This is a genomic window from Stenotrophomonas sp. YJH_SMC_133 (assembly GCF_059370655.1).
In genome coordinates, this window is the sequence record NZ_JCAFTW010000001.1 from 371,957 (window position 1) to 384,373 (window position 12,417).

Annotated in this window: 12 protein-coding genes; 9 read left to right on the top strand and 3 right to left on the bottom strand. The window is 66.8% G+C overall.

Going from position 1 to position 12,417, the window contains the following annotated elements; translation table 11 throughout:
* Window positions 1–143: 143 nt before the first annotated feature.
* From AC5P78_RS01685 to cysS, 3 genes are read right to left on the bottom strand one after another with little or no spacing between them, the layout of a single operon-like run.
* Window positions 144–1,391, bottom strand: coding sequence for an MFS transporter (locus tag AC5P78_RS01685; protein ID WP_005414014.1), 1,248 nt, complete (start codon window positions 1,389–1,391; stop codon window positions 144–146).
* Window positions 1,388–1,840, bottom strand: coding sequence for a SufE family protein (locus AC5P78_RS01690; protein WP_005410372.1), 453 nt, complete (start codon window positions 1,838–1,840; stop codon window positions 1,388–1,390). Before AC5P78_RS01690 ends, AC5P78_RS01685 begins: the two co-directional genes overlap by 4 nt.
* A gap of 54 nt (window positions 1,841–1,894) precedes the next feature.
* The gene (cysS, locus tag AC5P78_RS01695) at window positions 1,895–3,271 is read right to left on the bottom strand and encodes a cysteine--tRNA ligase (RefSeq protein ID WP_005410371.1); all 1,377 of its coding nucleotides are present in this window, start codon (window positions 3,269–3,271) and stop codon (window positions 1,895–1,897) included.
* A 187-nt stretch (window positions 3,272–3,458) separates the two neighbouring features.
* Here cysS and AC5P78_RS01700 point away from each other — a divergent pair, with 187 nt between their 5' ends.
* From AC5P78_RS01700 to AC5P78_RS01740, 9 genes are all read left to right on the top strand, one after another.
* Window positions 3,459–4,022: a glycine zipper 2TM domain-containing protein gene (locus AC5P78_RS01700; RefSeq protein ID WP_024958440.1), complete on the top strand. Its 564-nt coding sequence runs from the start codon at window positions 3,459–3,461 to the stop codon at window positions 4,020–4,022.
* Window positions 4,023–4,356: 334 nt separating this feature from the next.
* On the top strand, window positions 4,357–5,367 hold the full coding sequence (locus tag AC5P78_RS01705) for an N-acetylornithine carbamoyltransferase (protein ID WP_005410369.1): 1,011 nt from the start codon (window positions 4,357–4,359) through the stop codon (window positions 5,365–5,367).
* A 119-nt stretch (window positions 5,368–5,486) separates the two neighbouring features.
* Entirely contained in the window at window positions 5,487–6,683 is a 1,197-nt protein-coding gene (locus AC5P78_RS01710; RefSeq protein ID WP_005410368.1) for an argininosuccinate synthase, read from the top strand.
* A gap of 151 nt (window positions 6,684–6,834) precedes the next feature.
* Window positions 6,835–7,923, top strand: a complete 1,089-nt coding sequence (locus AC5P78_RS01715) for an acetylornithine deacetylase (RefSeq protein WP_099484817.1) — start codon at window positions 6,835–6,837, stop codon at window positions 7,921–7,923.
* Between the two features lie 25 nt (window positions 7,924–7,948).
* Window positions 7,949–9,277 (top strand): acetylglutamate kinase, encoded by a 1,329-nt coding sequence (locus AC5P78_RS01720; RefSeq protein ID WP_005410366.1) that lies wholly within the window; start codon window positions 7,949–7,951, stop codon window positions 9,275–9,277.
* A gap of 3 nt (window positions 9,278–9,280) precedes the next feature.
* Entirely contained in the window at window positions 9,281–9,883 is a 603-nt protein-coding gene (locus AC5P78_RS01725) for a GNAT family N-acetyltransferase (RefSeq protein WP_049418141.1), read from the top strand.
* On the top strand, window positions 9,880–10,833 hold the full coding sequence (argC, locus tag AC5P78_RS01730) for an N-acetyl-gamma-glutamyl-phosphate reductase (RefSeq protein WP_049395390.1): 954 nt from the start codon (window positions 9,880–9,882) through the stop codon (window positions 10,831–10,833). Before AC5P78_RS01725 ends, argC begins: the two co-directional genes overlap by 4 nt.
* 20 nt (window positions 10,834–10,853) lie before the next feature.
* The gene (gene argH / locus AC5P78_RS01735; protein WP_005414004.1) at window positions 10,854–12,149 is read left to right on the top strand and encodes an argininosuccinate lyase; all 1,296 of its coding nucleotides are present in this window, start codon (window positions 10,854–10,856) and stop codon (window positions 12,147–12,149) included.
* Window positions 12,149–12,412, top strand: coding sequence for a YciI family protein (locus AC5P78_RS01740; protein WP_005414003.1), 264 nt, complete (start codon window positions 12,149–12,151; stop codon window positions 12,410–12,412). The genes argH and AC5P78_RS01740 overlap by 1 nt, the downstream gene beginning before the upstream one ends.
* Window positions 12,413–12,417: the final 5 nt, after the last annotated feature.

Consider the following 12,417-nt stretch of genomic DNA (forward strand, 5'->3'; position numbering starts at 1 on the left):
TGCGCAGCACCGGCTCGCGGATGGCGGCGCGTTTCTTTGGTTACTTTCTTTGCGCGCGCAAAGAAAGTGACAAACCCATTCATCGAGGGAAAGTGACGTGGCCAGCCAAACGCCCGGCGCCGCCGAATCCGCTGTTCGCAGGCTCACTGCAGGTCGCGAAGATTCAACTTCCGCAGCGTCGGGTTCTTCCACGCGGTGATCCCGGCCACGCTCAGCACCGCAAACCCACCCAGCACCACTGCAGGCACCAGCCCCAGCAGACGGGCCATCGTGCCGGCATAGAACGCGCCCAGCTCGTTGGACGAACTGATGAAGATGCCGTTGATCGACGACACCCGTCCGCGCATTTCTTCCGGCGTGGCCAACTGCAGGATGGTCGAGCGGATCACCACCGAAACGCCATCGAAGGCCCCATAGAACAGCAGGATCAGCGCCGACAGCCAGAAGTGCTGCGACAGCCCGAAGCCGATCACGCACAGGCCGAACCCCGCCACCGCGAACAGCAACACGCGGCCGGCATTGCGGTGCAGCGGGTGGCGGGCCAGCCACAGGCCCACGCACACCGAACCGAGCGCCGGCATCGCGCGCAGGATGCCCAGGCCTTCGGGGCCGTGGTGCAGGATTTCGTGCAGGAAGGCCGGCAGCATCGCCACCACGCCGCCCAGCAGCACCGAGAACATGTCCAGCGCCATCGCGCCGACCATGATCCGGTTGCCGACCACGAATCGCGCGCCTTCGGCGATGCTCTTGAAGATCGGCGCGGCCGGACCGGTGTGCACCGGCTCCTCCACTTTCAGCGTGGCCAGGCAGGCCATCGCCACCAGCGCAAAGGCCGTAGCCACCGCGTAGGACAGGCCCTTGCCGCCGAAGCCAACCAGCACGCCGCCCAGCGCCGGGCCGGCCACCATGCCGGCCTGGAACACCACGGCACCCAGTCCGGCGCCACGCGCGAACTGGTCGCGGGCCAGCACGCGGGCGAACAGTGCGTTGTAGATTGGCGACAGGAAGGCGCGGACCATGCCGGTCAGCGCGATGGCCGCATAGATGGGCCACACGCCCTCGAACGGCAGCCAACCCGTCGCAACGCCGGTCAGCACCAGCGCCGTGGCGATCAGCCCGGAACAGGCGACCATGCCCAGCCGGCGGCGCGGCAGGTGGTCGACCAGATAGCCGGCGAACGGTGCCACGCAGAAGAACGGCAGCACCTCGGCCAGGCCGACCAGGCCCAGCGAGAACGGATTGCGGGTGACTTCGTAGATGTGCCAGCCGACGGTGACCGCCACCACCTGGTAGGACAGCATCGCGAAGATGCGGTAGGCCAGCAGCTTGGCGAAACCGGGCCGGGACAGCAGGCCCAGCGCGGTGTCTTCGGCTGTGGCAGGCTCGCTCACGACGGGTCGCGCTGCAGCTGGGCCTGCGCGGTCTCGCGGATGAAGGCCAGCATCGCCGCCACGCCGTTGCTGCGGGTGGGGGAGAGGTGACGGGCCAGGCCGATGTCCTGGATGTAGCTGGGCTCGGTGTCCAGGATTTCCTGTGCCGAGCGCCCGGAGTACACGCGCAGGGCCAGGAAGATCAGGCCGGAAACGATGGCCGAATCACTGATGGCATGGAAGCGCAGCGACTGCGCGTTGCCTTCCGGCACGATCCAGACCATCGACTGGCAGCCGAGCAGGCGGTGCTCTTCGGTCTTCCATTCGTCCGGGAAGGCGGGCAGCTTGCGGCCGAGGTCGATCAGGTACTGGTAGCGCTCGGACCAGTCGCCGAAGAAGCCGAATTCCTCGGCGATGGCGGTCTGGGCCTCGGCGGCGGTAGGTTCAAGCGGGAACGGGGAGTCGGTCACAACAGTCTCTACAGTGGGGGCGTGGCCGGCGGGCCGGCCACGGGGCAGGGCAGGTCAGCCGCGCTTGCGCGACCAGCGCACGCCCTGCGGGGTGTCTTCCAGCACGATGCCTTCGGCGGCCAGCTGGTCGCGGATGGCATCGGAACGGGCGAAATCACGCGCCTTCTTGGCCGCAGCACGCTCGTCGATCAGGCCCTGGATGCGGGCATCGTCGCCGTCATCGCCCGCAGCGGTACCGAACCACTGCGCCGGATCGGCCTGCAGCAGGCCCAGCGCCAGGCCGGCGCCGAGCAGCTCGCCCTTCAGCCGTGCCTGTTCGGCCGGGTCGGTGGCGCGGCGTGCATCGGCGGCGATGCGGGCCACTTCGGCCAGCGCCTGCGGGGTGTTCAGGTCGTCATCCAGGGTCGCCTCGACGCTGGCCGGGATCACCGCGCTGGCTTCGATCGACGCCAGCTCGCGCAGCGTGCCGTACAGGCGGTCCAGGGTGCGCACCGACTGCTCGATCAGGCCATCGGACCAGTCCAGCGGCTGCCGGTAATGGGCCGACAGCAGGGCCAGGCGCAGCGCTTCCGGCGGATGCTGGCGCACCAGGTCGTGTACGCGCTCGATGTTGCCCAGCGACTTGCTCATCTTGGCGCCGCCGAAGTTGAGCATGCCGTTGTGCAGCCAGTAGCGGGCAAAGATCCTGCCGCCATGCGCGCATTCGCTCTGCGCGATCTCGTTCTCGTGGTGCGGGAACTGCAGGTCGACACCGCCGGCATGGATGTCGATGGTCTCGCCCAGATGGGCGGCCGCCATCGCCGAGCATTCGATGTGCCAGCCCGGGCGGCCGCGGCCCCAGGGCGATTCCCAGCCGGGCAGGTCGTCGCTGGACGGCTTCCACAGCACGAAATCGCCCGGATCACGCTTGTAGGGGGCGACATCGACGCGGGCGCCGGCCAGCATCTCTTCCGGATCGCGTCGCGAGAGCTTGCCGTAGCCGTCGAAGCTGGCCACCGCGAACAGCACGTGGCCTTCGGCGGCATAGGCATGACCATTGGCGATCAGCTGCTCGATCATGGTGATGATCTGCGGCATGTGCGCAGTCACTTCCGGCTCGATGTCCGGCGGCACCACGCCCAGCGCGGCCATGTCTTCACGGTAGGCGGCGGCGAACCTGTCGGTGATGGTGCTGATCGGCACCCCCTGCTCGCGTGCAGCGGTGTTGATCTTGTCGTCCACGTCGGTGATGTTGCGCGCGTAGCGCAGGCCACCGAAACGTCGCCGCAGCAGATCGGCCAGCACCCCGAACACCACCGGGCCACGGGCGTTGCCGATGTGCACGTAGTTGTAGACCGTGGGGCCGCACACATACAGGGTCGGACAGGCCGGATCGAGCGGGGTGAACGGTTCGAGCTGGCGAGTCAGGTTGTTGTGCAGGCGCAGGGTCATGGGGCTGTGGCTGGGGGACAAGCCTGTGATTTTAGAACGTGTCGGCCCGCTTTGGGGCGCCGATTGCCACCGGTGGACGCCGGCTCCACCCAAGGTGGGGTGGGCAGGAGCGGCGTGGACGGGTAATGTTCAGCCCCTTGCGCTCGTCACTGCCTACACTATTGCCGTGTCCTTGCTCCCGTCGCCACTGAAATCCACCGCGTTGCTGACCCTGGCCTGCCTGTCGGCGACGGCCGCCGTGGCCCAGGCGCAGGAGGCCGAGCCGCGCAACCGGGTGGTGATCGTCGAGAACGTGAAGTTCGACTATGCGCAGGTGCTGAACGTCGAGCCGGTGTTCCAGACCCTGCGCGCGACCCGCACCGAGGAGCATTGCGAGCCGATCTCGACCCGCACCCTGGCCCCGGTCAACGTCACCGGTGAAGAGCCGGTCGAGGACAAGGGCCGGATCAGCCGCTTCTGGGACTCGGTGCGCTCGATGTTCAAGCGCAGCGATGAAGAGGTCTCCGAGGAGACCGCCGCCGAGACGCCTGCCCCGGCACCGGCCAACAACGGCCCGATGCTGACCCGCGACTGCCGCATCGTGCCGGTCGGGCGTGAATTCCGCCGGCCGATCGCCTATGACGTGGATTACGTCTACAAGGGCACCAAGTACCGGTCGCGCCTGCCGGAGGACCCCGGCAACCGGCTGAAGATCCGGGTTTCGATCACCCCCTGGGTCGGCCCCGAGCAGGGCGCCGCCGGTAATCCCTGATTCTGCGACCCCGGCCCCTTGCGTCGGCCCCGGCCGCATGCAAAGATTGGCGGCCATGAAGCTCACCGACTTCCAGCACGACAGCAGCGCAGCCCGACAGGCGTCGGGCATGACCTCGCGTGCGCGTCGACCGGAACCCCACATCCTCGCTGGGTAACCGGAGCTTTCTGCTGTTCGTCCGAAAAAAACCCAGCCCGCCGGCTGGGTTTTTTCGTTTCCGCGCTTCAAAAATGCATGTGCTGAAAGCTGCAACTGCAACCTTTTCGATCCACCTTTGCTTCCTGCTTTTCCCTTCCACCGCGTCGAACCCGGCGCCGCCACGCAAGGAAAGATGATGTCCCCCAAGCACTTCCTGAACACCCAGGACTGGAGCCGCAGCGATCTTGACGCGCTGCTGACCCAGGCCGCGCTGTTCAAGCGCAACAAGCTCGGCGACCAGCTCAAGGGCAAGTCGATCGCGCTGGTGTTCTTCAACCCCTCCATGCGCACCCGCACCAGCTTCGAACTGGGCGCGTTCCAGCTCGGCGCCCACGCGGTGGTGCTGCAGCCGGGCAAGGATGCGTGGCCGATCGAGTTCAACCTCGGCACGGTGATGGACGGCGATACCGAGGAGCACATTGCGGAAGTGGCCAAGGTGCTGGGGCGTTACTGCGACATCATCGCCGTGCGTGCGTTCCCCAAGTTCATCGACTGGGCCTACGACCGCCAGGACATCGTCCTCAACAGCTTCGCCAAGTATTCGCCGGTGCCGGTCATCAACATGGAGACCATCACCCACCCGTGCCAGGAACTGGCCCACGTCATGGCCCTGCAGGAGCACTTCGGCACCCAGGACCTGCGTGGCAAGAAGTACGTGCTGACCTGGACCTACCACCCCAAGCCGCTGAACACCGCCGTGGCCAACTCGGCACTGACCATCGCCACCCGCATGGGCATGGACGTGACCCTGCTGTGCCCGACCGCCGACTACATCCTCGACGATCGCTACATGGGCTGGGCCGAGCAGAACGTGGCCGAGAGCGGCGGTTCGCTGAAGATCAGCCATGACATCGACAGCGCCTACGCCGGCGCCGACGTGGTCTACGCCAAGAGCTGGGGCGCGCTGCCGTTCTTCGGCAACTGGGAGCCGGAGAAGCCGATCCGCGACCAGTTCAAGCACTTCATCGTGGACGAGCGGAAGATGGCACTGACCAACAACGGTGTGTTCAGCCACTGCCTGCCGCTGCGCCGGAACGTGAAGGCCACCGACGCGGTGATGGATTCGCCGCAGTGCATCGCCATCAACGAAGCCGAGAACCGCCTGCACGTGCAGAAGGCGATCATGGCGGCGGTTGCCGGGCGCTAGATCGAACAAGGGGTAGAGCCGACCGTTGGTCGGCTGCTCCCGCAGCGGCGCATCCATCATTCCAGCCGACCAACGGTCGGCTCTACCGAATTCCCATCCCCCAAGTGGACCTGACTCCCATGAGCAACAAAGACGTCGTTCTCGCCTTCTCCGGCGGCCTGGATACCAGCTTCTGCGTGCCGTACCTGCAGGAGCGCGGCTACAACGTGCACACCGTGTTCGCCGACACCGGCGGCGTGGATGATGAAGAGCGCGATTTCATCGAGAAGCGCGCCGCCGAACTGGGCGTGACCAGCCACGTCACCGTCAACGGTGGCCCGGCCATCTGGGAAGGCTTCGTCAAGCCGTTCGTGTGGGCCGGCGAAGGCTACCAGGGCCAGTACCCGCTGCTGGTCTCGGACCGCTACCTGATCGTCGATGCCGCGCTGAAGCGTGCCGCCGAACTGGGCACCAACATCATCGCCCACGGCTGCACCGGCATGGGCAACGACCAGGTCCGCTTCGACCTGGCCGTGAAGGCGCTGGGTGACTACCAGATCATCGCGCCGATCCGCGAGATCCAGAAGGAACACACCCAGACCCGCGCCTACGAGCAGAAGTACCTGGAAGAGCGCGGCTTCGGCGTGCGCGCCAAGCAGCAGGCCTACACCATCAACGAGAACCTGCTGGGCCTGACCATGTCCGGCGGCGAGATCGACCGTTGGGAAGCCCCGGGCGAGGGCGCCCGTGGCTGGTGCGCACCGCGCAGCGAGTGGCCGGAGCAGGCGCTGACCGTCACCCTGAAGTTCGTTGAAGGCGAAGCCGTTGAACTGAACGGCAAGGCGCTGCCGGGCGACCAGATCCTGGCCCAGCTCAACAAGCTGTTCGCCCCGTACGGCGTCGGTCGCGGCGTCTACACCGGCGACACCGTGATCGGCCTGAAGGGCCGCATCGTGTTCGAGGCCCCGGGCCTGGTCTCGCTGCTGGCCGCACACCGCGCGCTGGAAGATGCGGTGCTGACCAAGCAGCAGAACCGCTTCAAGCCGGACGTTGCACGCAAGTGGGTGGAGCTGGTGTACGAAGGTTTCTACCACGACCCGCTGAAGACCGACATCGAAGCTTTCCTGAAGTCCTCGCAGGCCAAGGTGAACGGTGAAGTGGTGCTGGAAACCCGCGGTGGCCGCGTCGATGCAGTGGCGGTGAAGTCGCCGCACCTGCTCAACACCAAGGGTGCCACCTACGCGCAGTCGGCCGACTGGGGCGTGGAGGAGGCCGAAGGCTTCATCAAGCTGTTCGGGATGAGCTCCACTGTCTATGCGCAGGTCAATCGTGGTTGACCTGTGACGGGGTGCCGGCCGCTGGCCGGCGCCTCGCAACGTCGATGGAGGGTAGTGCCGGCCGCTGGCCGGCTCGTGGCACGGCTGGATCATTGCGGAGCCGGCCAGCGGCCGGCACTACCGATTTCGAACCCTACGGATATTCAGACACATGCTTGAACAGACGCTCGATCACCTGCAGGCCCTGGTGTCTTTCGACACCCGCAACCCGCCGCGTGCGATCACCACCGGTGGCATCTTCGATTACCTGCGCGCGAACCTGCCCGGCTTCAACGTCGAGGTGATCGACCATGGCGCGGGCGCGGTCAGCCTGTACGCCGTGCGTGGTACGCCGAAGTACCTGTTCAACGTGCACCTGGATACGGTGCCGGACTCGCCGCACTGGAGTGCCGACCCGCATGTGATGCGGCGCCTGGACGACCGCGTGGTCGGCCTGGGCGTGTGTGACATCAAGGGCGCGGCCGCTGCACTGGTGGCTGCGGCCAATGCCAGCGATGGTGATGCCGCGTTCCTGTTCTCCAGCGATGAAGAAGCCAACGATCCGCGCTGCATCGCCGCGTTCCTGGCCCGCGGCATTCCGTACGAAGCGGTGCTGGTGGCCGAGCCGACCATGAGCGAAGCGGTGCTGGCGCATCGCGGCATCAGCTCGGTGCTGATGCAGTTCGCCGGTCGTGCAGGGCACGCCTCGGGCAAGCAGGATGCGGCTGCCAGCGCGCTGCACCAGGCGATGCGCTGGGGCAATCGCGCGCTGGACCATGTGGAATCGCTGGCTTCGGCGCGCTTCGGTGGGCTGACGGGCCTGCGCTTCAACATCGGCCGCGTCGAAGGCGGGATCAAGGCCAACATGATCGCGCCCGCTGCCGAAGTGCGCTTCGGCTTCCGGCCGCTGCCGTCGATGAACATCGACGCGTTGCTGGCCACCTTCGCCGGTTTCGCCGAGCCGGAAGCGGCGGTATTCACCGAAACCTTCCGTGGCCCCAGCCTGCCGGCCGGCGACATCGCCGAAGCCGAGAACCGCCGCCTGCTGGCACGTGACGTGGCCGATGCGCTGGAACTGCCGATCGGCAACGCGGTGGACTTCTGGACCGAGGCCTCGCTGTTCTCGGCCGGTGGTTACACCACGCTGGTGTTCGGCCCGGGTGACATCGCCCAGGCCCACACCGCCGATGAGTTCGTGACGCTGGAGCAGTTGCAGCGCTACACCGAAGCCGTGCACCGCATCATCGCCGCCGGCGCCTGATTCTTCCCTTTCCGACGAAACCGAAATGTCTCCTGCCCTCCAGCCCCATCGCCAGACCCGCCAGACCATCGTGCGCCTGCTTTCCAGCATGGCCAGCGCGAAGGAGATCAGCCAGTACCTCAAGCGCTTCTCGCAGCTGGATGCCAAGCGCTTCGCCGTGGTCAAGGTCGGCGGCGCGGTGCTGCGCGACGACCTCGACGCGCTGACCTCTTCGCTGTCGTTCCTGCAGGAAGTCGGGCTGACCCCGATCGTGCTGCACGGCGCCGGCCCGCAGCTGGATGCCGAACTGTCGGCCGCCGGCATCGAGAAGCAGACCGTGAACGGCCTGCGCGTGACCTCGCCGGAAGCGCTGGCGATCGTGCGCCGGGTGTTCCAGCAGTCCAACCTGCGGCTGGTCGAGGCGCTGCAGCAGAACGGCGCGCGCGCCACCTCGATCACCGGCGGCGTGTTCGAAGCCGAGTACCTGGATGTGGATACCTACGGCCTGGTCGGCGAGGTGAAGAAGGTCAACCTGGCACCGATCGAGGCCAGCCTGCGCGCCGGCTCGATCCCGGTCATCACCAGCCTGGGCGAGACCGCCGGCGGCCAGATCCTCAACGTCAACGCCGACTTCGCCGCCAACGAGCTGGTACAGGAACTGCAGCCGTACAAGATCATCTTCCTGACCGGCACGGGCGGCCTGCTGGACGAGGCGGGCAACGTGATCGATTCGATCAACCTGTCCACCGAGTACGACCACCTGATCGCGCAGCCGTGGATCCACGGCGGCATGAAGGTGAAGATCGAACAGATCAAGGATCTGCTCGACCGCCTGCCGCTGGAATCGTCGGTGTCGATCACGCGCCCGGCCGACCTGGCCAAGGAACTGTTCACCCACAAGGGTTCGGGCACGCTGGTGCGCAAGGGTGAAAAGGTGCTGCGCGCCACCGCCTGGAACGAACTGGACCTGCCGCGCCTGAAGGGCCTGATCGAATCCAGCTTCGGCCGCGCGCTGGTGCCGGACTATTTCGAGAAGACCAAGCTGTTGCGCGCCTACGTCAGCGAGAACTACCGCACCGCGGTCATCCTCACCGACGAGGCAGAGGGCGTGTACCTGGACAAGTTCGCCGTGCTCGACGACGCGCAGGGCGAGGGCCTGGGCCGTGCGGTCTGGAACGTGATGCTGGAAGAGACGCCGCAGCTGTTCTGGCGCTCGCGCCATGGCAACCCGATCAATCACTTCTACTACGCCGAATCCGACGGCTGCTACAAGCAGGACCACTGGAAGGTATTCTGGTTCGGTGCCGATGGCATCGACCGGATCAAGACCTATGTCGATCATTGCGCGCAGCGCACCCCGAGCCTGCAGGGCTGAGCAATGAGCAACCTCGATGCCTGGAACACGGTTCCTACCCTGCGCGGCCAGCACGTAACCCTGCAGCCGCTGCAGATGGAACACGTGCCCGGCCTGCGCGATGCGCTTGAAGGCAGCGGCCTGGACCAGCTCTGGTACACCCAGGTGCCGTCGCCGGAACAGGCCGAGACCTATGTGCGGGCCGCGCTGCAGGCGCAGAGCGAAGGCAAGGTGCTGCCGTTCGTGATCCGTGATGCGGCTGGCGGAATCGTCGGCAGTACCCGTTTCTATGACATGGATGCCGGTGTGCCGAAACTCAGCCTCGGCTACACCTGGTATGCGCCGCGCGTGCAGCGTACCGGCGCCAACACCGAAGCCAAGCTGTTGCTGCTGCAGCACGCCTTCGAAACGCTGGGCTGCATCAGCGTGGTGCTGGAAACCAGCTGGTTCAACGCCACCTCGCGCACTGCCATCGCCCGCCTCGGCGCCAAGCAGGACGGCGTGCTGCGCAATCACAAGCGGCATGCCGACGGCACGCCGCGCGACACCGTCATCTTCTCCATCATCGATGCGGAATGGCAGGGCGTGAAGCGCCACCTGCAGTACCGCCTGGACAGCCACGCATGAACGATTCGACCTTTACCCTTGGCATCGTCGGTGCCCGCGGCCATACCGGTGCCGAGCTGATCAAGCTGGTGGCCGCCCATCCGCGGCTGGAACTGGCTTTCGTCTCCTCGCGCGAGCGCGCCGGGCAGCGCCTGTCCGACCATCACCCGGAATTCCAGGGCGATCTGCAGTACGAGAACCTGGACGCCGACGCGGTGGCGGCCAAGGGTGTGGACGCAGTGATCCTGGCCCTGCCCAATGGCCTGGCCGCACCGTTCGTGGCTGCGCTGGAAGCGGCGAAGCCGGACACCGTCATCGTCGATCTCTCGGCCGACTATCGCTTCGACAACAGCTGGTACTACGGCCTGCCGGAGCTGACCCGCGGCCGCTACAACGGCCAGAAGCACATCAGCAACCCGGGCTGCTATGCCACGGCGATGCAGCTGGCGGTGCATCCGCTGCTGGACCTGCTGGCCGGTCCGCCGCAGTGCTTCGGTGTCTCCGGCTACTCCGGCGCCGGTACCACGCCGTCGGACAAGAACAACGTCGAACTGCTGGCCGACAACCTGATGCCCTACGCGCTGACCAACCACGTGCACGAGCGCGAGGTGTCGGTGCAGCTGGGCGTGGCTGTTGAATTCATGCCACATGTCGCGCCGCATTTCCGGGGCATCACGCTTACCGCCAACCTGTGGCTGAACCGCGTGCAGACCCGCGAACAGATCGTCGAGCGCTTCCAGCAGGCCTATGCCGGCGAACCCCTGATCGACGTGGTGGATGACGCGCCGTGGGTCAGTCGCATCGCCGGCCGACACGGTGCCCAGGTCGGTGGCTTCACGCTCGCGCCGGGCGGCAAGCGGGTCGTCGTGGTGGCGACCCTGGACAACCTGCTCAAGGGCGCGGCCACCCAGGCCATGCAGAACCTCAACCTCGCGCTGGGCATCGATGAACTGATGTCCATCCCGCACTGAACACGCCTTCCGGAGCCCCCATGGCAGACCTTCTTTGGCAGAAGCCCGGCGTCGCTGTCGACGCCCAGATCCAGACCTTCCTCGCCGGCGACGACGTGATCCTCGACCGCGAGTTCTTCCTGCATGACATCGCCGCCAGCGCCGCACATGCACAAGGCCTGCAGCACATCGGCATCCTCAGTGCCGACGAGCTGGACGGCCTGCTGCGCGAACTGGAGGTGCTGGCGCAGGACTTCCGCGAAGGCCGCTTCGTGCTCGATACCCAGTATGAGGATGGCCACTCGGCGATCGAAGCGCGCCTGACCGAACGCCTCGGCGATGCCGGCCGCAAGATCCACACCGGCCGCAGCCGCAACGACCAGATCCTGGTCGCCACCCGCCTGTGGCTGAAGGAGAAGCTGCAGCGCGTGGCACAGCTCAGCGCCGAAGTGGCCAAGGTCGCGCTGGACCGCGCACAGGCCGAGAAGGACCTGCCGATTCCCGGCTACACCCACATCCAGCGCGCCGTAGTGTCCTCGGCCGGCATGTGGTGGGCGGGCTGGGCCGAGGCCTTCATCGACAATGCCATCCGCGCGCGTGACACCCATGCGCTGGTCGATGCCAATCCGCTCGGCACGGCTGCCGGCTACGGCGTGAACCTGCCGCTGGACCGCGAACACACCACGGCCGCGCTCGGTTTCGCGCGCATGCAGATCTCGCCGATCTACGCACAGCTGTCGCGCGGCAAGTTCGAGCTGGCCGCGCTGGAAGCGCTCGGTGGTGCCACGCTGGACCTGCGCCGCATCGCCTGGGACCTGTCGCTGTTCACCAGCGCCGAGTTCGGCTTCGTCGCGCTGCCGGCGCAGTACACCACCGGCAGTTCGATCATGCCCAACAAGCGCAACCCGGACGTGATCGAGCTGATGCGTGCGACCCACGCCAGCGTCGCCGCAGCGCGCACCGAGATCGAGCAGCTGCTGTCGCTGCCGTCGGGCTACCACCGCGACCTGCAGTCGTCCAAGGGTGCCATCTTCCACGGCTTCGGCCGTGGCCTGGCCGCGCTGGAGCTGCTGCCGGCGCTGCTGGCCAACCTGGAATGGCGTGACGACAAGCTGCGTGCGGCCATCGATTCGGGCATGTATGCCACCGACGTGGCGGTGGAAGCGGCCGTGGCCGGCGTGCCGTTCCGTGAGGCCTACAAGGCCGCTGCGGCCGGTGCCGACAGTGCAGGGCAGGGGCGTACCCCGGAAGGCAGCCTCGCCGCGCGCGTGTCGCCGGGTTCGGCCGCCGACCTGCGCCTGGACGAACTGCGCGCGCGCTGGCAGGCGCTGTCCTGATGGCGGGCACTGTCTACCTGGTGATGGCGATGCGCCGGCCGGACTTCAACGATGCAGCGGTGCAGCCGCACCGCGATTTCCTCGATGCGTTGCAGGCGCAGGGCAAGCTGCAGCTGACCGGTGGTTTCGCCGACGGCAGTGGTGGCGCCTATGTGCTGTGCAACGTGGACAGCCTGGCGCAGGCGCAGGCCATCGTCGCCACCGATCCGCTGGTGACGATGCAGGCCTCCGAGCTGACCGTGCACGAATGGAACACCCGCTGAGACAC

Excerpts from the sequence above, each read along its gene's own strand:
- AC5P78_RS01725 (WP_049418141.1), top strand. The coding sequence starts at position 9,281 with ATGAGCAACCTCGATGCCTGGAACACGGTTCCTACCCTGCGCGGCCAG.
- AC5P78_RS01705 (WP_005410369.1), top strand. The coding sequence starts at position 4,357 with ATGTCCCCCAAGCACTTCCTGAACACCCAGGACTGGAGCCGCAGCGAT.
- AC5P78_RS01710 (WP_005410368.1), top strand. The coding sequence starts at position 5,487 with ATGAGCAACAAAGACGTCGTTCTCGCCTTCTCCGGCGGCCTGGATACC.
- AC5P78_RS01715 (WP_099484817.1), top strand. The coding sequence starts at position 6,835 with ATGCTTGAACAGACGCTCGATCACCTGCAGGCCCTGGTGTCTTTCGAC.
- argH (WP_005414004.1), top strand. The coding sequence starts at position 10,854 with ATGGCAGACCTTCTTTGGCAGAAGCCCGGCGTCGCTGTCGACGCCCAG.
- cysS (WP_005410371.1), bottom strand. The coding sequence starts at position 3,271 with ATGACCCTGCGCCTGCACAACAACCTGACTCGCCAGCTCGAACCGTTC.
- AC5P78_RS01720 (WP_005410366.1), top strand. The coding sequence starts at position 7,949 with ATGTCTCCTGCCCTCCAGCCCCATCGCCAGACCCGCCAGACCATCGTG.
- argC (WP_049395390.1), top strand. The coding sequence starts at position 9,880 with ATGAACGATTCGACCTTTACCCTTGGCATCGTCGGTGCCCGCGGCCAT.
- AC5P78_RS01740 (WP_005414003.1), top strand. The coding sequence starts at position 12,149 with ATGGCGGGCACTGTCTACCTGGTGATGGCGATGCGCCGGCCGGACTTC.